The organism is Shewanella vaxholmensis (genome assembly GCF_031932135.1).
In the GTDB taxonomy this organism is placed as follows: domain Bacteria; phylum Pseudomonadota; class Gammaproteobacteria; order Enterobacterales; family Shewanellaceae; genus Shewanella; species Shewanella hafniensis.
In genome coordinates, this window is sequence record NZ_JAUOEV010000007.1 from 15804 (window position 1) to 35862 (window position 20059).

Below are 20059 nucleotides of genomic sequence, written 5' to 3' on the forward strand. Positions count from 1 at the left end.
TTTGACTAACTGGTTTGATCATGCCGTTTAACTTACCTATAGCATTAACTCTTTTCAGGCTTTTTTTACTGCCCATTTTCGTGGTGCTGTTTTATTTACCCTATGACTGGACCCCTTTTGTTGCCGCCTTTACCTTTTGGCTCGCGGCGTTAACGGATGCATTAGATGGTTATGCTGCCCGTAAATTGAAGCAATTAACCCGTTTTGGCGCTTTCCTCGATCCAGTCGCTGACAAGTTGATGGTGATAACAGCCTTAGTGCTGTTAGTCGATCAATACGCCAATATCTGGTTGACTATGCCTGCACTATTTATGATTGGCCGCGAGATTGTCATTTCAGCGTTGAGAGAATGGATGGCTGAGATAGGTAAACGTGGCACTGTCGCCGTGTCTTGGATTGGTAAATATAAGACTGCCGCGCAAATGGTGGCGATTATTGGCCTGATTTGGCAGTACAATCCTTTAATGACCAATGCCGCGTTTGTGCTGTTATATATCGCTGCAGTATTAACTTTTTGGTCAATGATGAGTTACATTTTAGCCGCTTGGAAAGATCTGACTGCTGAATAGTGCAATAAAAAATCAAAGAGATTATTTAGTGTGCAAGCAGTAAGTTATCGATAAAACAGCGGTTGACACTGGGTAGTAAATCGGTAGAATGCCACCCCGTAGACAAGAGACGATGTGAAAACAAAATCTTAACGCTACTGAATATTGAAATGTGATATTCGCTCAGTTGATAAGGTTAAATACGATACCTTGTTGATTTGAGTCAATAGCAAAACACAATGCGACATTAGCTCAGTTGGTAGAGCGATACCTTGCCAAGGTATAGGTCATCGGTTCGAACCCGATATGTCGCTCCAATATTCTTGAAGTCTGATTCTGGTTAATCCGAGTTAGCAACTATGGCGCGATGGCAGAATGGCTATGCTGCGGATTGCAAATCCGTCGATCTCGGTTCGACTCCGGGTCGCGCCTCCATAGATTAATGTATTAATGACACGATTCCCGTTGTTAATATTCAGAGTTTGCCCGAGTGGTGGAATCGGTAGACACAAGGGATTTAAAATCCCTCGCTGGTAACAGCGTGCCAGTTCAAGTCTGGCCTCGGGTACCATTATTTTTGATGATAATGGTAAAAATAAAGTCCTAAGCATTAATAGGGGTTTATTAAAGATTTAGTTGTTGTATTAAGTGTTAGTTATATAGCGTTAATAATATTTTTGACATGATTCCCGTCATTAATATTCAGAGTTTGCCCGAGTGGTGGAATCGGTAGACACAAGGGATTTAAAATCCCTCGCTGGTAACAGCGTGCCAGTTCAAGTCTGGCCTCGGGTACCATTATTCTGTATGAATAGCATAAAGCCTCAACGAAAGTTGGGGCTTTTTTGCATCTGGATTTCCACATTTAGTCAGTGTTGTCCGCGAGAGATTTAAGGCCAAACTTGACTAACACGCTTGGCGTGCCGCTGCAGATAAAAGCTTAAGTCTGGCCTCGGGTACCATTATTCTGTTTGAATAGCATAAAGCCTCAACGAAAGTTGGGGCTTTTTTGCATCTGGATTTCCACATTCAGTCAGTATTGTCCGCGAGAGATTTAAGGCCAAACTTGACTGACACGCTTGGCGTGCCGCTGCCGATAAAAGCTTAAGTCTGGCCTCGGGTACCATTATTCTGTATGAATAGCATAAAGCCTCAACGAAAGTTGAGGCTTTTTTGCATCTGGATTTCCACATTTAGTCAGTGTTGTTCGCGAGAGGTTTAAGGCCAAGCTTGACTGACACGCTGGGTGCGCCGTTTCCGATATAAGAGATTATCTCAATGTGTTGAACTAATCTCGCTTGCCTTAGTTAGCAGGACTCCTTGCTGCGGGTTAGTCATGGGGCGGAGTGCTGAAAACCATTGCATCACGTAACGGCGGTACGTTTGAAGCCGATAGCATCATTTTGAAGCAAGCCAGTAGCTATGTTGATTTAACTCTTCTTGTGCCGAGAACTCAGAGCAAAAGCTGTGATATTATTTCGGCGAAATAACAGGTCGTGAGTTTTTTGCTTTGGTTTAACTTATTTATGCTTAGATAAATCTAGGAATGAAAAACTTATCAATAAAATCTCTCGATAAACGCTAGGTATAAAAAAGCGCCAGTAAATACTGACGCTTTAATTAACTCTAGCTTTTTATTAACGCAATAGGCTTAGTTGATGTTCGTTCGGTAATGGTTCTAATAAACAAAAACCTATTGCCAATCGTCGCTATTCCAGCGGTATAACCAAGTCGCTGCGAGGGGTTTATCGTCTTTCTTAAGCTGTAATCTCAGTTCCGCTACATTGGTGCTTTCTGGTTCGAAGCTGACAAATACCCGTGCGCCATTGATGTCAGGGTGAGCAACAATCCGAGTAGACAGGATTTTGCCTTTGCTGATACTGGCGTCGATACTAATTTTATCAATATCTTGTGGCTTGATATTACTAAAGTCGACGAGTAACTCTTTACCCTTGCTGAGCACTTGTCCCTTCGAACTGCGGACCACCCGCGCTTTTGACGCGATCGAAGGGCTGTCGTTTGACGCCGTCATACGATAGGAATATTTATAGGGTTGATCTTTTTTCAGGCCGCCTTGCGGCTCCCAATAGGCAACTATGTTGTCGTTGGTTTCTGCACTCGATGGGATTTCAATCAACACCAGCTGACCCTTGCCCCAATCATTGAGTGGCTCAATCCACGCTGAAGGGCGAAGTTGGTAGTTTGCACTCAGATCTTGATAGTCTTCGAACTTACGGTGGCGCTGGATCAGACCAAAACCTTTAATATCTTCATCGGCAAAGGCGCTGACTTGCAGTTTGTTGGGGTTATTTAGGGGGCGCCATAGACGCTCGCCATTACCGCGATCGATTTGCAGACCGTCGGAGTTGTGTACTTCTGGGCGGTAATCGGGTTTATCCGAGTTATCTAATCCACCAAATAGGAACATAGAGGTCAGTGGTGCAAGGCCAACATGTTGAATATCTTTGCGTGGGAACAGGGTTACATCCACTTCGACACGTGATGGTGCGCCAGGGTAAATACCAAAACGATAGGCCCCCGTGACACTTTGGCTGTCTAGCAGGGCATGCACCACAATCGCCGTTTGGTATTTGGATGGTCGTTCAACCCAAAAGCGCTTAAACAATGGATATTCTTCGCCTTTAGGTTGGGCGACATCTATTGCTAAACCGCGATTAGACAGGCCATAGGTTTGCCCTTTAGACAGAACGCGAAAATAGCTCGCGCCTTGGAACATGATGAATTCATCTTTTACTTCATCGTCATTGATGGGGTAATGCAAACGCACGCCAGCATATTGACCTAATTGGGTGATGAGTTTTTCAATGGCGTCACTGGGCACATCGAACGAGGCCTCAGTGAGCTCTATCGGTATCGCTTTGCTGTTTTCGACCACGTCGATATCGACAAGGTTTTTATAGAGAAAACCCGGAGCAAAAAGCTGTACCGAAAATTTAGTGGGTGTACCGCCCCAAATCGCGGCATTTTCTTGATAATTGATTTTGCCATAGGTGGCAAAATCAAGATCGATCAGCTCTTTAGGCGCTTTCTTGGCTTCTTTAAATGGCTTTTGCGACAGTTGTTGCGCGAGTTCGACTACAGTATCGTGGGTAAAATTTTTAGATTTTTTTTCTGGGACAGGCGCAGGTGCTGCGCTTGTCTCTGCGGCATTGACGTTATTGATGCCGACGACGTAGACGATGGCGGTCAAGATGAAAAAAGGTAGTTTTTTGAGTAATGCCGGATAACCGGTAGGGTAATTCATCATATGATTCATTCGCAAAATGGAAACTCCTTACTAAAATGACGCTGATCCATAGGCAGATATGCAATATGTTTCAGTCTAGCTAAAGATGTTTGAACTATTTAATCCCTAATTATTAATAATTTGTCTGCGACAAAGCCCTAAGTTGTTGGATTCGAATAGCTGTGGCGAGCAGTAATTTTACCTGCGAAGTTTGATATTTGTAACATAAATTATGACGGATGCTATTTAGCCGTTGTATGCCACATTACTCTGTTGATACCTCAATCAAATGAATGTGCCCTCTATTAAACTCTTGGTTGCTTAGTGAATTCAGTAATGAAGGTTAATTTGATAACAACCGATATAGTTCAAACGATGACTTAAAGAAAACAATATTAGTGGCTGAGGCTCACATTATTTTGTGAGCCTCAAAAAAGTGACTCTGAACATGCCTTTCAGAGCGATGGCTTGAGTAAGTTTGAGAGATCGCTGCCCACAGGGATAGGTATTTCTTGCTGTTCTCCGCAGAACAAATACGCAGGTTGGTTACCTAAGAGTGAGAGTTTGTCTCCCTGACGCCACAGGGCTGAGCCTTCAACTATGCCGACCACAGGGGTTAATGGGTCGACTTTAGTGAATTCTAATAACCGCTGTGCACGGGTTTCACCGTTGTGGCCCGGTGCTTGGTAATTGGAATAATGCGGATTGAGCTGGAACGGCACTAAGTTTAATGCCTTGAACGACGGCGGCTCAATGATGGGCATATCATTCGTGGTGCGAATGCTCAGTCCCGATACGTTAGAACCCGCACTCCAGCCGATATAAGGTTTACCAAGGGCGACTTGCTCACCAATCAGCGTAACCAGATCATAGCGATATAGTTGGTGCAACAAATGAAAAGTGTTACCGCCGCCGATTAAAATCCCGTCGGCATCTTTTATCGCTTGTTGAGGATCGGGATGCTGATGAATGCCACTGATATCGAGTTCAAGCTCACTTAATCCTGTCACTACAGACGCTAAATAAGTGTCATAACTCATGCTGACGCCAGCATAGGGGATAAAAATCCATTTTTGCGCGTTGGTGGTAAGCGGTTTAATAAAAGGGATCGCGTGGGCAAGATAAGGTGTATCACCGACACGAGAGCTGCTCAGTAGTAGGGCATTGATTGTCATTTTGTATCCTGAAATCTCGGAGTGTGCAGGCATGTTAACAAAGATTAATCCCGATAAACATAGAGAAATAAAGCAGAATTGCGCTGTAGCGCCGATAGCCGCTAGATTTAAGTTTCGATTAATATAGTGACCCTAGACTCTCGAACCATGAAAGACAGTGCCTTTATACGAGAAAGATAACCTAATTTAAAAACTCTTTTCTTTTACCACTTGAATTTCGATGATTTGGACATATTATGTCTTTGAACAAAGTTAAATGGCACATTCTTGCCCTAAAGGAGCTGAAATGAAGCGTATATTTTTATTGATTGCGACTAACCTAGCTGTGTTGCTAGTAGCCTCAATTGTAATGTCTATTCTAGGCGTGAACACGTCTACTATGGGTGGACTGCTGGTGTTCGCTGCCATTTTTGGATTCGGTGGGGCCTTTATCAGCTTAGCCATTTCAAAATGGATGGCGAAAAAGACCATGGGTTGTGAAGTGATCACCACCCCACGTGACAGTACCGAACGTTGGTTAGTGGAGACGGTTGCCCGTCAAGCTAAACAAGCGGGAATTAAAATGCCAGAAGTGGCGATTTATCAATCACCCGACATGAACGCGTTCGCTACAGGCCCAAGCAAAGACAATTCATTAGTGGCTGTGAGTACGGGTCTGTTATATGGCATGAGCCAAGATGAAATCGAAGGCGTATTGGCCCACGAAGTGAGCCACGTTGCTAACGGTGACATGGTGACCTTGACACTGATCCAAGGTGTGGTGAACACCTTCGTGATCTTCGCGGCCCGTGTGGTTGCTGGCATTATTAACAACTTTGTGTCGAGCAATGATGAAGAAGGCGAAGGTTTAGGCATGTTTGCTTACATGGCCGTGGTTTTCGTGCTGGATATGCTATTCGGTATCTTGGCTTCAATCATCGTCGCTTACTTCTCACGTATTCGTGAGTACAAAGCCGATGAAGGCGCGGCCCGTTTAGCGGGTAAAGGCAAGATGATTGCTGCGCTTGAGCGTTTACGCCAAGGTCCAGAAAGCACGGCAATGCCTGCACAAATGTCTGCCTTTGGTATTAACGGCAAACGTTCAATGGCGGAAATGATGATGAGTCATCCTCCATTAGAAAAACGTATTGCAGCGTTAAGAGCAAGCTAATAAAGAGTGAGTTAGGTTTAAGTTTTAAGACTCACTTGAGATTAGATCTATGACTCTCAATATCGGGCTCAAACTTTGGTTTGAGCCCGATTTTTTTATGCCTGCAGCAAATTGTGTTGCGCGGTTGCCGCAAGGGCGCGATAGACCAGTGTCGTTTGCTTCGCCTTAATATTCCAATGCTGCCAAAAGAGTGGCACGCGCATGCGCCGCTCTGGCGTGAGCTCAATCAGTATCCCTTGATCGATTAATGGCTTAGCTTGCAGATGACCGACGAGTCCATAACCTAAGCTTAAGTTAATCGCTTCTAAAAAACTTTCTGAAGAGGGAATAGTATGCTGCCACCATTGCCCTGGCGTCATATTGAAATATTGGGCGAGAAACTTCTCGTGCAGCTTATCTTTGGTGGAGAACACCACTGCTGGCGCCTTCGCTAACTGGGCTTGGCTAATGCAGTTAAACTGCTGAGTGTTGCTAAGTGACTGAGTGTCGCTCGGCTCACCAAAATAGCGCGCGGCAAATTCGGGCGTAGCCACACACAAATATTCCATGGTGCCTAAAAACTCACTGCTGCAACCCGCCATCGGCACTTCGGTTGTGGTGACACAGCCGACTGCTTCACCATTTTTCAATAGATGATGGGTGTAAGACTCATCATCGACAATTAATTCCAATAACCAAGCGTGGCGACTGAACATGCCAGCCAGCGCGGGTAAAAACCACGTGGCTAAGCTATCGGCATTCACAGCAATACGCACTGTGGTCGGATGGTTGGGATCGTCGGCGTCCATCTCGGCTCTTAATTCACTCTCAAGTAATTGCACCTGCGAATAGTGGCGCAGTAGGCGTTTGCCTGTGGGTGTCGCGACCACAGGATTGGAGCGAATAAGTAATGACTGACCGACTTTTTCCTCAAGCTGCCGAATGCGTTGCGACACCGCCGACTGGGTGATGTGCAGCACTTTAGCGGCGCGGTCGAAACCGCCTTCCGAGACGACAACGGCGAGGGCTTTGAGATTGGCGTATTCCAGCATAATCATCCTTAATCGATGTGCATTTGATGGTTATTAATTTTACTTATGATACATAAAAAACATTAGTTATATTAATTTTGTTGTTTTGACTATGCTAGCGCCTTCTTCGAACATGAGAGGTGGTTATGCAAGCGGCATTTATACAAGGTATGGGAATTGGTGGCAGTTTGATTATTGCTGTGGGCGCGCAAAATGCCTTTGTGCTTAAGCAAGGTATCAAGCGCTCGTACCCGTTACCGATTGCCTTGCTCTGCTCTATCATTGATGCGCTGATGATCACTGCGGGTGTGGCGGGGCTAGGGCACATCATTGAATCTTTCCCGACCATTAAGCATGTGGCGAGTTTCGGTGGCGCCGCGTTTCTACTCTGGTATGGCGCGAATGCGCTCAAGGCATCGTTTGTGGCCAAGGGCATTGAGATGGAGCAGGCTGATAATGCCGATACCTTCAAAAAGGCCGTGTTGACCACGCTTGGGATCAGTCTGCTTAATCCGCATTTGTACCTCGACACTGTGGTACTACTCGGTAGTATTAGCACTCAATTTGATGATTTACATCGACCTTGGTTTGGCGCAGGCGCGGTGTTGGCATCGTTTATTTGGTTTTTTGGCTTAAGTTTTGGTGCGCGTTTGCTGGCGCCCATTTTTACTCGCCCAGCGGCATGGCGTTATCTTGACCGTTTTATTTGGTTAACTATGTGGAGTATTGCCGCCGCGATTATTTGGCCCTATGTGGCAGGATAAACCGACGTTGTGATGCCATAGAATGCGGGCTAGCTGAATGCTTTTGCGGTTTTTTTGCTCGGTTAGATCGTATCTTGTGATATGAAAGTGAAAATTTTTCATGAAAAAGGTCCTGATTTCAGAACCTTTTTCATGAAAAAGGTCCTGATTTCAGAACCTTTTCGTTATCGATTGCCGATTATTTATTCAGTCTTTTGACATCAACCCACGACATTTACACTTTTGTGCCGATTAAATCAGCAGCTTGAAGCCTTGTATTCGTCGCCATATCTGTCATTAACCTGCGATTTGCGCGAGCACGACTTCATGGTGATCTTTGGTTTTAAACTTATCGAATACGTGGGCGATAGTGCCGTCGGTATTGATAAGGAAGCTTAATCTGTGGATGCCATCATAGGTTTTTCCCATGAATTTCTTTTCACCCCAGACCCCAAACGCGTCGGCGACACTGTGGTCTTCATCGCTCAGTAAAGTGAAGTTGAGTGCTTGTTTCTCAGCAAATTTGGCCAGTTTAGCCACAGGATCTGGGCTAATGCCAAATACTGTCACATTATGGCTATCGAGCGCGGCTTTGCTGTCACGTAGACCGCAGGCTTGCACTGTACAACCCGGCGTCGCTGCTTTAGGGTAAAAGTACACTAAAACAGGACCTTGCTTGAGGCTGTCCGCCAGTGAAACTGAGTTGCCATGTTGATCTTGTAGGGTAAATTGAGGCGCTTTTGCCCCAGCCGTTATGGTGTTCATCTATTATCCTCTGTCCTCTAAAATGGCTGTGCCTTCCATACGACGAATAGTGCAATCTAAGGTCATATCTTGGGCGAGTTGATAGATACTCTGTTCGAGCTTTTCTAGTTCAACTTTTTCAGGAATATTAATGGTCAGCGACACGTTTTGGGTTTGTTCACTGTCAGGCAATTCTTCTGAGAAAGAGCGCACCGCAGCCAGATCTAATGACCTGTCGGCAAGGAACTGGGTAATGCGTTTAATCGTGCCACGCTGGTCTTTACCTGTGAAGCGAACTTCAAGGCGAGAAAGGTAATTTTGTGGTGTGTGTTTAGAGGTGCGTTTCATCACCGTCAGCAGTTCTAACTCAACGCTGAGACTGGGGAGCATGCTTTCAATTTTCGTTATTGATGCCCACGAGCCTGACAACATCATGATAAGGGTAAATTCGTTACCAAATAATGCCATACGGCTGTCGACGATATCGCAGTCACAGTCACTGGCAAGACGAGCTAGTTTACTTACGAGTCCAGGACGGTCGAGACCCATCGCTGTTACGACCAGGAAATTGGTCATGAATTTTCCTCACTTTTTCGATATCATAGAGCGAAAACTCAGGGTTGAAGCTGAGTTTTTGTGCGGGATGTAATGCTACCATAACTAATTCAATTTGAGAGCCCCGTTAATGCTTGTCATTAGTGGTTGGCATCAGTACCATAGCGAATCCTGAAATCTTGGGGAAAGTCAGATGATAAACGGAAGCATCGTAGCCTTAATCACGCCAATGAACAGTGATGGCTCAGTAGATTTTGCAAGTCTTGAAAGGTTAGTCGAATTCCATATTGACCAAGGCACAGATGCCATTGTGGCCGTTGGTACTACTGGCGAGTCAGCGACTCTGCCTATGTCTGAGCATGTAACGGTCGTTTCACAAACCGTTAAATTTGCTGCGGGCCGCGTTCCTGTCATTGGTGGCAATGGTGCCAATGCCACATCTGAAGCCGTTGAGCTCACCAAGTCCTTATCTAAGGTGGGTGTTGCCGCTATGCTTGGCGTAACGCCATATTATAATAAGCCAACTCCTAAGGGATTGATTGCACATTATAAAGCCGTGGCTGCCAGCACTGATATTCCACAAATTCTTTATAATGTCCCTGGCCGTACTGCCGTTGATATGTTGCCAGAAACCGTTGCCGAGTTAGTCATTGTGAGCAACATTATTGGCGTGAAAGAAGCGACCGGTGATTTATCCCGTGTAAAACGTCTGCGCGAACTGTGCGGCGACGATTTCCTCTTGTATAGCGGCGATGATGCCACTGCCAGAGAGTTCTTACTCTTAGGCGGCAATGGTGTAATTTCAGTGGCGAACAACATAGTGCCACAAGCCTTTAAAGCTATGTGTGATGCGGCGCTTGCCGGCAATGCTGAGCTTGCGCTGAGCATAGACACACCGCTGCGCGGTTTATACAGCACACTCTTTTGTGAAGCCAATCCTATCCCAGTTAAATGGGCTGCCCATCGTATGGGTTTGATTGAATGTGGCCATATTCGTTTACCTTTGACTGAACTTTCTGAGCAATGTCATGGTCTGTTGATAGAAGCAATGACTCGTGCCCAGATAGAGGTTAAATAATTAATGTTAAAGAAAGTCACCCCACTGATCTTAGTTGCTGCCGTTGCAGCCTGTAGTTCGCCACTCGATCGCCGTCAAGCGAATGGTACTGAAGACTATGTTCAGGCTGAGCAAGCGCCTTTGCTTAAAATCCCTGCTGGATTAAAAACACCGCCCTACAATAAAGAATTTGATGTGCCAGCATTGGGCCCTAAAGCCAATGCTACTGTCTACGGTAAAAATTTGGATATCCGTCCGCCACTGCAAGTACTGCCTATGGCTGAAGGTACTCACGTGGAAGAGGGCAGCGACAACATTAAAATCGTGGTCGAATCTATCGACAATACAGTGGACTTGAAACAAGAGATCTTTAGCAACTTAGATGGTTTCTTGGCCCAAAAAGGTATCGCTGTTCGTAGCCGTGATTTTGATAAAGGCAACATAGAAACCGATTGGATCGAAAGTCGCGAAGTGATCGAATCAAACATGTGGGGTTCAGATAAAGTTTATCTGTTGCGCCAACGCTACCGTTTTGATGTGGAAACACGTCCACATGGTCGCACTGCCAATATCGTTATTCACTTAGTTGAACACGAAGAGTTTTACGACGATAAAGCACAAAACGTGTTATTAAGTGGCGAAGATAAACAAAGATACACGATTGATATGCTGAACAGTGCGATTGCGTACATCAGCGTTAAGCGCGACCATGCGATCCAAGCGAATCGTTTGAAGCAAACCTTAGGTATCAATGTTGATTTAGTCACGCCAGAAGAAGGCAAAGCCTACTGGTCTGCTAAAGCCCCTTACAAACAAGTGTGGGATCGTCTGCGTATCGTGCTGCCAGAAATGGGCTTCGAAATTGCCGATATGGATAGCGCGAAAGGATTGTACTTTATCAAGTTTGACGATAACTCAGGTTTCTGGAGTTCATTGTGGGGCGAAGATAAGTTAGCGCTAAAAGAAGGCAGCTACCGTTTACTGCTTGAAGATGGCGATACGCCTGAAGAGACTAAGATCTTCCTCCGCGATGCTGAAGATCAGCCATTGAGCGATGAAGTCGTTACCAATGTGTATCAGTCACTGTCAAACCTGATGAAAGAAGAACGCAAACTGCGTTAATTTCAACGGTTGATGAGAGAAGGGCGAATTATCGCCCTTTTTTATTGGCTGCGATTTATGGATCGGGGTTTAGCTCTGAGATGGATCAGGTTTTGATGGTTATCTAAGCAAACGGTGTTTTAGGATTTAATTGTCTCTATATCAATATTTATCGAGTGGTTTTAGTGTTAAGTTCTGTTTAATCTGTTATCTATGGTAAGAATCACTAATTAATCTTGTTATCGTACTGCATTCTGGTTGTTGTGCCACTGATATCGCCAAAGACACTTAATTACAGCTATTTTGCGCTATCAGCGTAATTTGTAAGAAAAAGTAAAACGTATTGATGCGATGATGTGAGTGAGTAAACTAGCCGTCATTAATGCGAGTCATCCCTTGGAAGCCCGATGAAAAAAATTATTCTAATAATCGCCCTATTGGCTGCGGCATGGTTTGGATATCAAGCCATGCAACCGCAAGAGATTGCCAAAGCGCAAGTTAATCTTATGCCCAACGTGGTGATTGCCACCGCCGCGATGGCACCTATTCGCGATGAAGTGGAAGCCATCGGCACCAACAAAGCCGCGGAATCAGTGACTATAACCCCTAAAGTCACCGACATAGTGACAGCGATTAAGTTTGATGATGGTGACATAGTTAAGAAGGGGGACTTGTTAGTCCAACTGCAAAATGCGGAACAGATTGCTAAGGTAAAAGCCGCGCAAGTTAAAGTCAGTGATAATCAACGTGAATTCAACCGTATCAGTTCGTTAGTCACGAGCCGCACTGTGGCAGAGTTAGAACGCGACAGATTACAAACCCTTATCGATACCACCCGCGCAGAGCTTGAACAGGCGCAAGCATCACTCAATGATCGCAGTATTCTTGCGCCTTTTAATGGCCGTTTAGGTTTACGTCAAATCAGTGTCGGCAGTTTAGTGTCGCCCGGCACTGAAATTACCACGCTCGATGATATCTCTAAGATTAAACTCGATTTTTCAGTACCTGAGCGTTTTATTCAAGATTTAGCGCCGGGCAAGAAAGTTGAAGCCAAAGCCGTGGCCTTCCCTGATTTTACCTTCAAAGGCGTAGTGACTTCGATTGATAGCCGCGTAAACCCAACGACGCGCACGGTGATCGTCCGCGCCGAAATTCCCAATCCTGAGCTGCGCTTATTACCGGGGATGTTGATGAAGGTCAAACTCATTAAACGTAGCCGCGAAGCCTTGATGTTGCCTGAATCTGCCATTATCCCGATCCAGAATGATCACTTTGTTTACAGTGTTAATGCCGACAATGTGATTGAGCGTAAACAAGTCACTATCGGGATTCGTACCCGTGGTTGGGTTGAGATCTTAGACGGTTTAGTCTTGGGCGAAAACGTGGTGATCCGTGGCTTATTGAAAGTCCATCCTGGGGATAAAGTGCAAACTGAGTTCGCGGAAAAGTTTAGTTATCTTGCGGATACGAGCGCGGAGCCAAGTGTATGATCCTCACTGATCTCTCGGTAAAACGTCCCGTATTTGCCTCAGTGATCAGCTTGCTGCTGGTCGCCTTCGGGCTTGTCTCCTTTGATAAATTACCCCTGCGTGAATACCCAAACATCGATCCGCCCGTGGTGTCTATCGACACTAACTACCGCGGCGCCAGTGCCGCCGTGGTAGAAAGCCGCATTACCCAATTGATTGAGGACAGGATCAGCGGCGTCGAAGGCATTCGGCACGTGAGTTCATCGAGCAGTGATGGCCGTTCATCCGTCACCTTAGAGTTTGATATTAGCCGCAATATTGAAGATGCGGCTAACGATGTACGCGACCGTATTTCTGGCTTACTCGACAATTTACCCGAGGAGGCCGATCCCCCAGAAGTGCAAAAAGCTAATGGCGGCGATGAAGTGATCATGTGGCTCAATTTGGTGTCGGATCAAATGACGACCCTCGAATTGACCGATTACACCAACCGCTATTTAGCTGATCGCTTTTCTGTGGTCGATGGTGTGGCGCGGATGCGTATCGGTGGCGGTAAAGTGTATGCGATGCGGATATGGCTAGACAGACAAGCCTTGGCATCGCGCAGTTTAACAGTTGCCGATGTGGAGTCAGCGCTTAGAGCCGAGAACGTCGAGTTACCCGCAGGTTCGATTGAATCCAAGGAGCGGCATTTTACGGTGAGGCTCGAGCGGGGTTATCGCACCGCCGAAGATTTCGCAAATCTAGTGATCACCCAAGGGGAAGACGGTTACTTAGTTAAACTGGGGGATGTCGCGCGGGTGGAAATCGGCTCTGAAGAAGAGCGGATTATGTTCCGTGGCAACAAAGAGGCGATGATAGGTTTAGGCGTGTCTAAGCAGTCAACCGCCAATACCTTGGAAGTGGCGCGTGCGGTGAATGCGCTGGTCGACAAAATCAATCCAACTTTGCCAGCGGGTATGTCCATTAAGCGCAGCTACGATAGCTCAGTGTTTATCGAAGCCTCGATTAAAGAAGTGTACCAAACCCTGTTCACTGCGATGGTCCTAGTGATTATCGTGATTTATCTGTTCCTTGGCAGTGTGCGCGCCATGTTGATCCCCGCGATCACTGTGCCTGTGTCCTTGCTTGGCACCTTTATTGTGCTGTATGCGCTTGGTTATACCATCAACCTTTTGACCTTGTTGGCGATGATCCTCGCCATCGGCATGGTGGTGGACGATGCGATTGTGATGCTGGAAAACATTCACCGCCGTATTGAAGAAGGAGATTCGCCCTTAAAAGCGGCCTTCCTCGGTGCACGTGAAGTGGCCTTTGCGGTCATCGCGACCACCTTAGTCTTGGTCGCCGTGTTTATGCCAATCACTTTCCTTGAAGGCGACTTAGGTAAACTATTCAAAGAGTTTGCTGTGACCATGAGTGCAGCGGTGCTGTTCTCTAGCCTAGTCGCTTTGACGCTCACACCTATGATGTGTTCTAAGTTGCTCAAGCCTAGCTCGCAGGATTCTTGGTTGGTGCGTAAGGTTGACGGCATCATGACCAAAGTGTCAAACCGTTATCAATTATCGTTAAAGTCTGCCATGGCCCACCCGTTATTGATGTCGATTTTGGTGTTGATAGCCTTGGGCTCAAGTGCCTATTTAGCTCAAAAAGTGCCGCAGGAATTTGCACCGCAGGAAGACCGAGGCTCGTTATTCTTGATGGTCAACGGACCGCAAGGCGCGAGTTACGAATACATAGAATCCTACATGAATGAAGTGGAAAACCGCTTGATGCCGCTGGTTGACACGGGTGATATTAAACGTCTGCTCATTCGTGCCCCCCGTGGTTTTGGCCGCGCTGCGGATTTCTCTAATGGTATGGCCATCGTCGTGCTGGAAGATTGGGGCAAACGTCGCCCCGTTAAAGAAGTGATTGCAGACATTAACAAACGGCTTGCCGATCTTGCTGGGGTGCAAGCGTTTCCTGTGATGCGCCAAGCTTTTGGCCGTGGCGTCGGTAAACCCGTGCAGTTTGTGATTGGCGGCCCAAGCTACGAAGAGCTGGCCCGCTGGCGCGATATTATGATGCAAAAGGCGGCACAGAATCCTAAATTACTCGGTTTAGATCACGACTATAAAGAGACTAAGCCGCAGCTTCGCGTCGTCATCGACAGAGACAGAGCGGCGAGCCTTGGGGTATCGATTTCAAATATTGGTCGTACGTTGGAATCCATGTTGGGCTCACGCTTAGTCACGACCTTTATGCGTGACGGTGAAGAATACGATGTGATCATTGAAGGCGAGCGCGGTAATCAAAATACCGCAGCGGATCTGCAAAACATCTATGTACGTTCCGAGCGCACTCAAGAACTTATCCCGCTGTCGAACTTAGTGACGGTGGAAGAGTTTGCCGACGCCAGTTCGCTTAACCGTTACAACCGTATGCGCGCTATCACCATAGAAGCCAGTTTAGAAGATGGTTATAGCCTAGGTGAAGCCCTTGATTATATGAATCAATTGGCGCGTGCTTATTTGCCAGCAGAGGCGGTAATTAGCTATAAGGGCCAATCCCTCGATTATCAAGAGTCGGGTAGCTCTATGTACTTCGTGTTCTTGCTCGCGCTGGGGATTGTATTCCTCGTGCTGGCGGCGCAGTTCGAGAGTTACATTCACCCTATGGTCATCATGCTGACTGTGCCGCTGGCGACCGTGGGCGCCTTAATTGGTTTGTGGCTCACGGGGCAGAGTCTTAATATTTACAGTCAGATAGGCATTATTATGCTGGTCGGGTTGGCGGCCAAAAACGGCATCTTGATTGTCGAGTTTGCGAACCAATTGCGGGATAAAGGCGTTGATTTTGATAAGGCGATTATCCAAGCCTCGGCGCAGCGTCTACGACCTATTCTCATGACAGGCATCACCACCGCCGCTGGCGCTGTACCTTTGGTCATGGCCGCAGGCGCGGGCGCTGAAACCCGTTTTGTGATTGGTGTGGTTGTGTTGTCGGGGATTTTACTGGCAACCCTATTCACTATCTTCGTGATCCCCGCCGCTTATGGACTCTTTGCCCGTAACAGTGGATCGCCCGAAGCCATAGCCCAACAGTTAGAAAAAGAACTAGCCCAAGACTAACGCCTACATCGGCTGATGTTCAAAGCACACATATAAGGCGCTTGGTATTCATCAAGCGCCTTATTTTTAGCCATTCGAACCTCGTTTTAGCCCTTGCCCTTGAAAAGCAAATTTGGAGCCCCATTTAGTAAACACTAAGCGTTACTTTTACCAAATTGCGTAACAAATAAAGGAAAATTTCATGTCACAACAAGAAACTCATGGTTTTCAAACAGAAGTCAAACAGCTGTTGCATTTGATGATCCATTCTTTGTATTCCAACAAAGAAATTTTCTTGCGTGAACTGGTCTCCAACGCTGCGGATGCAGCGGACAAGCTGCGTTATCTGGCGTTGACCAATGACGCTCTGTACGAAGGCGACGGTGAACTGCGAGTCCGTATCAGTGCTGATAAAGAAAAAGGCACTGTGACCATCGAAGACAACGGCGTGGGTATGACCCGTGACGGCGTAATTGAGCATTTAGGCACAATCGCTAAGTCGGGCACCGCTGATTTCTTTAAAAATCTATCGGGCGAATCCTCAAAGGATTCACAGTTAATCGGCCAGTTCGGTGTCGGTTTCTATTCAGCCTTTATCGTGGCCAAGAAAGTCACGGTTCGCACTCGCGCTGCCGGTCATAAGGCCGATGAAGCTGTATTGTGGGAATCAGAAGGCGAGGGTAACTTCACCGTTGATACCATCACTAAGGCGAGCCGTGGTACTGAAATCACCCTGCACCTGCGTGATGAAGAAAAAGAATTTGCCGATGATTGGCGCCTGCGTTCAATCATTACTAAATACTCAGATCACATCTCTGTACCGGTCGAAATGTGGCAAGAGGGTACGCCAGAGCGTGATGGTCCAGATGGCGAAAAAATTCCTGCGACCGAAGGTCAATGGAAAGTAATGAACAAAGCGACGGCTTTGTGGATGCGCAGCAAAGCTGACATCAGTGACGAAGAGTATCAAGAATTTTACAAACACATTTCCCACGATTATACCGACGCGCTACTGTGGAGCCATAATCGGGTAGAAGGTAAGCAAGAATACACTAACCTATTGTATATTCCTGCAAAAGCACCTTGGGATATGTGGAACCGCGACCGTAAGCACGGCCTGAAACTGTTTGTGCAACGTGTGTTCATCATGGATGACGCTGAGCAATTTATGCCATCTTATCTGCGCTTCGTGCAGGGCTTAATTGACTCAAACGATTTGCCGCTGAACGTATCCCGCGAAATTCTGCAGGATAACCATGTGACCAAAGCGATGCGAACAGGTATCACCAAACGTGTGCTTGGCATGCTGGAAAAACTGGCGAAAGACGATGCGGAAAAATATCAACAGTTCTGGGCTGAATTTGGTCAAGTGCTGAAAGAAGGGCCAGCGGAAGATTTCGCCAACCGCGAACGTATCGCAGGCTTATTACGTTTTGCCTCGACCCATACGGGCAGTGCTGCGCCGACTGTGTCACTCGAGGACTACATCAGCCGCATGAAAGAAGGCCAAACTAAGATTTATTACATCGTTGCCGACAGCCATGAAGCCGCCGCTAACAGCCCACATTTAGAGTTGTTACGTAAGAAAGGCATCGAAGTCTTACTGATGTCAGAGCGTATCGACGAGTGGCTAATCAACCACTTAACTGAGTACAAAGAGAAACAACTGCACTCAGTGACCCGCGGTGATTTAGAACTTGGCGAGCTGGAAGATGCCTCTGAAAAAGAAGCGCAAGAAAAGCTTGAGCAAGAATCGGTAGCTTTAGTTGAACGCATTAAAGCGGCATTAGGCTCGACTGTTGCGGATGTGAAAGTCACGTCACGCTTAACCGACACCCCAGCCTGTGTCGTGGCGGGTGAAGGCGAAATGTCGACTCAGATGATCAAGCTGATGCAAGCTGCCGGTCAACCAGTGCCAGAAGTGAAGCCGACATTTGAGATCAACCCAGCGCACCCATTAGTGTCGCGCTTAAATGATCTTCAAGATGAAGCCGCCTTTGCGGATTGGTCGAATCTGCTGCTGCAACAGGCACAATTGTCTGAAAAAGGTAGCCTTGCGGATCCATCGGCCTTTATCAAGCTGATGAACCAAATGTTACTGGCTAACATGAAGTAAATGATGATCGGGGCCCTTCTTTGAACGGCCCCGATATTGTTTCTAGTGCAGGAAGAGTGGTTTAAGCCTAGAGCAGAGCACTCCACTTCCGTGTTGCATCAATTCAAAAGGTGGTCGACATTCTGACATTGATGCGCCTTGAATTGAAGCACCCTAGGCGCTCTGAAACTCGACTCTTCAGGTTGCTTGGGTATACAAGCTGTTAAGACAACGATTTTAAAATAGCGCGTTGAAACTGAGTGCTAACACTCAGTTTTAAAAGCATAAGGCCTCCTATGTTTGAGGCCTTAAACGTTAAGGGAATACTATGGACAATATCCTCAGCCTGACTAAAGACAATATTCAGCAAGTGGTTGATGCCTCGATGCAACAGATCGTGGTATTAGCATTTTGGGCACAGCCGCAGGAACAAAGTGTGGCTATGCTGCACACCTTAGAGCAAATTGCCGCGCAAAATGCGGGTCGATTCGTGCTCGCTAAAGTTGACTGTGAAGCAGAATTAGAAATTGCCAATTACTTTCGCATTCAAAGTCTACCGACCACGTTAGTATTGGATAAAGGCCAGCCTGTCGATGGTTTTGCTGGCCTGCAAGATGCGGCGCAAGTCACAGCCATGCTGGACAAACATTTACCGCCTATGTGGCAGTTACAGTTAGCACAGGCCAAAGCATTACTCGCCCTGAGCCAAGTAAGCGCAGAGGATCTTGCCACTGCTGCCGTGTTGCTTAAAGACGCGCATGCAGGCTCAAATCAAGCGGGTGAGGTGAGTTTAGTGCTTGCCGATGTGTATCTGATGCAGGGCGAATTAGTGTTAGCGCAAGCCATGCTTGAGAAAGTCGGGCTTGCCGACCAAGACGGTTACTACCAGAGTTTAAAAGCTAAGCTCGCACTTGCCTTGGATGCAGCGGATACCCCTGAAATTCGCGATTTACAGCAAAAGTTTGAGCAAAATCCAACAGATTTAGTGTTATTACTCGAGCTGAGTAAGGCATTGCATGCCGCCCACCGCGATGATGAAGCATTAGATCTGTTATTCGGTGTGCTCAGTAAAGATTTAGGTGCTGAAAATGGCACAGTAAAACAAGTGTTTATGGAAGTATTAACGGCACTTGGCCAAGGTAATCCCATAGCCAATCAATACCGCCGTAAGCTCTATACCTTGCTCTATTAATGATAAAAATGCCTAAGGAACGGCAGTTTATTTGCGGTTTCTGAGGCTAAAGTCGAAGCTAAAACCCTTCTCAATGGCGGCCAGATGTGCGAAGATCGCCGCCCTAAGAAGAATATCAATGCGAAAAGAGGACTCTTGAGATGCGCATTATCCTATTGGGCGCCCCAGGTGCCGGTAAAGGTACCCAGGCCCAGTTCATTATGGAACAGTATGGTATCCCACAAATTTCCACTGGTGATATGTTACGTGCCGCGGTAAAAGCCGGTACTCCACTGGGTTTGGAAGCGAAGAAAGTGATGGATGCTGGTCAACTGGTTTCTGATGATCTGATCATCGGTCTGGTTAAAGAGCGTATCGCACAGGAAGACTGTGTTAAAGGTTTCTTGTTAGACGGTTTCCCACGTACTATTCCACAAGCGGATGCGATGGCGGCAAACGGTATTAGCATTGATCACGTGATTGAAATCGATGTGCCAGACGAAGAAATCGTTAAGCGCATGAGCGGTCGCCGTGTTCACCCAGGTTCTGGCCGTGTTTACCATGTGGTTTTCAATCCACCTAAAGTGGAAGGTAAAGACGACGTAACGGGCGAAGATTTAGCTATTCGTCCAGATGACGAAGAAAGCACAGTGCGTAAACGTCTTGCGATTTACCACGAGCAAACTAAGCCTCTGGTTGAATACTACGGTAAAGTGGCTGCAGCTGGTCAAACTCAATACAACAAGTTTGACGGTTCTCAATCGGTTGCGGCAGTGAGTGAGCAGCTTGCCAGCGTGTTGAAATAACCGAAAAAGCATAATTTACGAGAACGAGTTCTCATATTAGAAAAAAGCCTGCCGATGCAGGCTTTTTTTATGGGTATCGCAATGTTAGCCTCCAAG

Annotated in this window: 16 protein-coding genes and 4 tRNA genes; 15 read left to right on the forward strand and 5 right to left on the reverse strand. The window is 46.7% G+C overall.

The window, feature by feature from the left end; translation table 11 throughout:
- Window positions 1-20 precede the first annotated feature (20 nt).
- The 6 genes from pgsA to Q4Q46_RS08180 all read left to right on the forward strand — a co-directional run bounded on the left by pgsA (window position 21) and on the right by Q4Q46_RS08180 (window position 2038).
- Window positions 21-569: a CDP-diacylglycerol--glycerol-3-phosphate 3-phosphatidyltransferase gene (gene pgsA, locus Q4Q46_RS08155; RefSeq protein ID WP_006082068.1), complete on the forward strand. Its 549-nt coding sequence runs from the start codon at window positions 21-23 to the stop codon at window positions 567-569.
- Between the two features lie 220 nt (window positions 570-789).
- Window positions 790-865 (forward strand) — tRNA-Gly (locus Q4Q46_RS08160).
- Between the two features lie 44 nt (window positions 866-909).
- Window positions 910-983: transfer RNA gene (locus Q4Q46_RS08165), tRNA-Cys, on the forward strand.
- 49 nt (window positions 984-1032) lie between these two features.
- Window positions 1033-1119 (forward strand) — tRNA-Leu (locus tag Q4Q46_RS08170).
- Window positions 1120-1259: 140 nt separating this feature from the next.
- A tRNA-Leu gene (locus Q4Q46_RS08175) sits at window positions 1260-1346 on the forward strand.
- 548 nt (window positions 1347-1894) lie between these two features.
- Window positions 1895-2038, forward strand: a complete 144-nt coding sequence (locus Q4Q46_RS08180) for a hypothetical protein (RefSeq protein WP_311905676.1) — start codon at window positions 1895-1897, stop codon at window positions 2036-2038.
- Window positions 2039-2241: 203 nt separating this feature from the next.
- Here the strand turns inward: Q4Q46_RS08180 and Q4Q46_RS08185 are convergent, their stop codons facing one another.
- Together Q4Q46_RS08185 and pepE are read right to left on the reverse strand one after the other, a co-directional pair.
- Window positions 2242-3825 (reverse strand): glucan biosynthesis protein G, encoded by a 1584-nt coding sequence (locus Q4Q46_RS08185; RefSeq protein WP_311905677.1) that lies wholly within the window; start codon window positions 3823-3825, stop codon window positions 2242-2244.
- 425 nt (window positions 3826-4250) lie between these two features.
- Complete coding sequence (pepE, locus tag Q4Q46_RS08190; RefSeq protein ID WP_311905678.1) at window positions 4251-4970, reverse strand: dipeptidase PepE; 720 nt, start codon at window positions 4968-4970, stop codon at window positions 4251-4253.
- Between the two features lie 286 nt (window positions 4971-5256).
- Here pepE and htpX point away from each other — a divergent pair, with 286 nt between their 5' ends.
- Window positions 5257-6120, forward strand: coding sequence for a protease HtpX (htpX, locus tag Q4Q46_RS08195; protein ID WP_006082065.1), 864 nt, complete (start codon window positions 5257-5259; stop codon window positions 6118-6120).
- A 95-nt stretch (window positions 6121-6215) separates the two neighbouring features.
- Here the strand turns inward: htpX and Q4Q46_RS08200 are convergent, their stop codons facing one another.
- Entirely contained in the window at window positions 6216-7151 is a 936-nt protein-coding gene (locus tag Q4Q46_RS08200; protein ID WP_311905679.1) for a LysR family transcriptional regulator ArgP, read from the reverse strand.
- A gap of 125 nt (window positions 7152-7276) precedes the next feature.
- Here Q4Q46_RS08200 and Q4Q46_RS08205 point away from each other — a divergent pair, with 125 nt between their 5' ends.
- Window positions 7277-7894 carry a LysE/ArgO family amino acid transporter gene (locus Q4Q46_RS08205; protein ID WP_311900179.1) on the forward strand — a complete coding sequence of 206 codons (618 nt, stop codon included), beginning with the start codon at window positions 7277-7279 and terminating at the stop codon, window positions 7892-7894.
- 276 nt (window positions 7895-8170) lie between these two features.
- On the opposite strand, the gene bcp is transcribed toward Q4Q46_RS08205, so the two are convergent.
- Window positions 8171-8638, reverse strand: coding sequence for a thioredoxin-dependent thiol peroxidase (gene bcp, locus Q4Q46_RS08210; RefSeq protein WP_311905680.1), 468 nt, complete (start codon window positions 8636-8638; stop codon window positions 8171-8173).
- 3 nt (window positions 8639-8641) lie between these two features.
- Window positions 8642-9193, reverse strand: a complete 552-nt coding sequence (locus Q4Q46_RS08215) for a glycine cleavage system transcriptional repressor (RefSeq protein ID WP_012089477.1) — start codon at window positions 9191-9193, stop codon at window positions 8642-8644.
- Between the two features lie 172 nt (window positions 9194-9365).
- Here Q4Q46_RS08215 and dapA point away from each other — a divergent pair, with 172 nt between their 5' ends.
- The 7 genes from dapA to adk all read left to right on the forward strand — a co-directional run bounded on the left by dapA (window position 9366) and on the right by adk (window position 19963).
- The gene (gene dapA / locus Q4Q46_RS08220) at window positions 9366-10250 is read left to right on the forward strand and encodes a 4-hydroxy-tetrahydrodipicolinate synthase (RefSeq protein ID WP_311905681.1); all 885 of its coding nucleotides are present in this window, start codon (window positions 9366-9368) and stop codon (window positions 10248-10250) included.
- Window positions 10251-10253: 3 nt separating this feature from the next.
- Window positions 10254-11351 carry an NlpB/DapX family lipoprotein gene (gene bamC, locus Q4Q46_RS08225; protein ID WP_311905682.1) on the forward strand — a complete coding sequence of 366 codons (1098 nt, stop codon included), beginning with the start codon at window positions 10254-10256 and terminating at the stop codon, window positions 11349-11351.
- A gap of 386 nt (window positions 11352-11737) precedes the next feature.
- Window positions 11738-12820: an efflux RND transporter periplasmic adaptor subunit gene (locus Q4Q46_RS08230; RefSeq protein WP_300482665.1), complete on the forward strand. Its 1083-nt coding sequence runs from the start codon at window positions 11738-11740 to the stop codon at window positions 12818-12820.
- A complete protein-coding gene (locus Q4Q46_RS08235) occupies window positions 12817-15912 on the forward strand; it encodes an efflux RND transporter permease subunit (protein ID WP_300482668.1) in 3096 nt (1031 codons plus the stop codon). The genes Q4Q46_RS08230 and Q4Q46_RS08235 overlap by 4 nt, the downstream gene beginning before the upstream one ends.
- A gap of 181 nt (window positions 15913-16093) precedes the next feature.
- Entirely contained in the window at window positions 16094-18007 is a 1914-nt protein-coding gene (gene htpG / locus Q4Q46_RS08240; RefSeq protein WP_311905683.1) for a molecular chaperone HtpG, read from the forward strand.
- A gap of 307 nt (window positions 18008-18314) precedes the next feature.
- Window positions 18315-19178 carry a co-chaperone YbbN gene (locus tag Q4Q46_RS08245; protein ID WP_012587439.1) on the forward strand — a complete coding sequence of 288 codons (864 nt, stop codon included), beginning with the start codon at window positions 18315-18317 and terminating at the stop codon, window positions 19176-19178.
- Between the two features lie 140 nt (window positions 19179-19318).
- Window positions 19319-19963 carry an adenylate kinase gene (gene adk, locus Q4Q46_RS08250; protein ID WP_311905684.1) on the forward strand — a complete coding sequence of 215 codons (645 nt, stop codon included), beginning with the start codon at window positions 19319-19321 and terminating at the stop codon, window positions 19961-19963.
- The last annotated feature ends 96 nt before the right edge of the window (window positions 19964-20059 follow it).

What these genes read in the sequence shown, in the direction of transcription:
- pgsA (WP_006082068.1), top strand. Translation starts at nt 21, where the DNA reads ATGCCGTTTAACTTACCTATAGCATTAACTCTTTTCAGGCTTTTTTTA.
- Q4Q46_RS08185 (WP_311905677.1), bottom strand. Translation starts at nt 3,825, where the DNA reads ATGAATCATATGATGAATTACCCTACCGGTTATCCGGCATTACTCAAA.
- pepE (WP_311905678.1), bottom strand. Translation starts at nt 4,970, where the DNA reads ATGACAATCAATGCCCTACTACTGAGCAGCTCTCGTGTCGGTGATACA.
- htpX (WP_006082065.1), top strand. Translation starts at nt 5,257, where the DNA reads ATGAAGCGTATATTTTTATTGATTGCGACTAACCTAGCTGTGTTGCTA.
- Q4Q46_RS08200 (WP_311905679.1), bottom strand. Translation starts at nt 7,151, where the DNA reads ATGCTGGAATACGCCAATCTCAAAGCCCTCGCCGTTGTCGTCTCGGAA.
- Q4Q46_RS08205 (WP_311900179.1), top strand. Translation starts at nt 7,277, where the DNA reads ATGCAAGCGGCATTTATACAAGGTATGGGAATTGGTGGCAGTTTGATT.
- bcp (WP_311905680.1), bottom strand. Translation starts at nt 8,638, where the DNA reads ATGAACACCATAACGGCTGGGGCAAAAGCGCCTCAATTTACCCTACAA.
- Q4Q46_RS08215 (WP_012089477.1), bottom strand. Translation starts at nt 9,193, where the DNA reads ATGACCAATTTCCTGGTCGTAACAGCGATGGGTCTCGACCGTCCTGGA.
- dapA (WP_311905681.1), top strand. Translation starts at nt 9,366, where the DNA reads ATGATAAACGGAAGCATCGTAGCCTTAATCACGCCAATGAACAGTGAT.
- bamC (WP_311905682.1), top strand. Translation starts at nt 10,254, where the DNA reads ATGTTAAAGAAAGTCACCCCACTGATCTTAGTTGCTGCCGTTGCAGCC.
- Q4Q46_RS08230 (WP_300482665.1), top strand. Translation starts at nt 11,738, where the DNA reads ATGAAAAAAATTATTCTAATAATCGCCCTATTGGCTGCGGCATGGTTT.
- Q4Q46_RS08235 (WP_300482668.1), top strand. Translation starts at nt 12,817, where the DNA reads ATGATCCTCACTGATCTCTCGGTAAAACGTCCCGTATTTGCCTCAGTG.
- htpG (WP_311905683.1), top strand. Translation starts at nt 16,094, where the DNA reads ATGTCACAACAAGAAACTCATGGTTTTCAAACAGAAGTCAAACAGCTG.
- Q4Q46_RS08245 (WP_012587439.1), top strand. Translation starts at nt 18,315, where the DNA reads ATGGACAATATCCTCAGCCTGACTAAAGACAATATTCAGCAAGTGGTT.
- adk (WP_311905684.1), top strand. Translation starts at nt 19,319, where the DNA reads ATGCGCATTATCCTATTGGGCGCCCCAGGTGCCGGTAAAGGTACCCAG.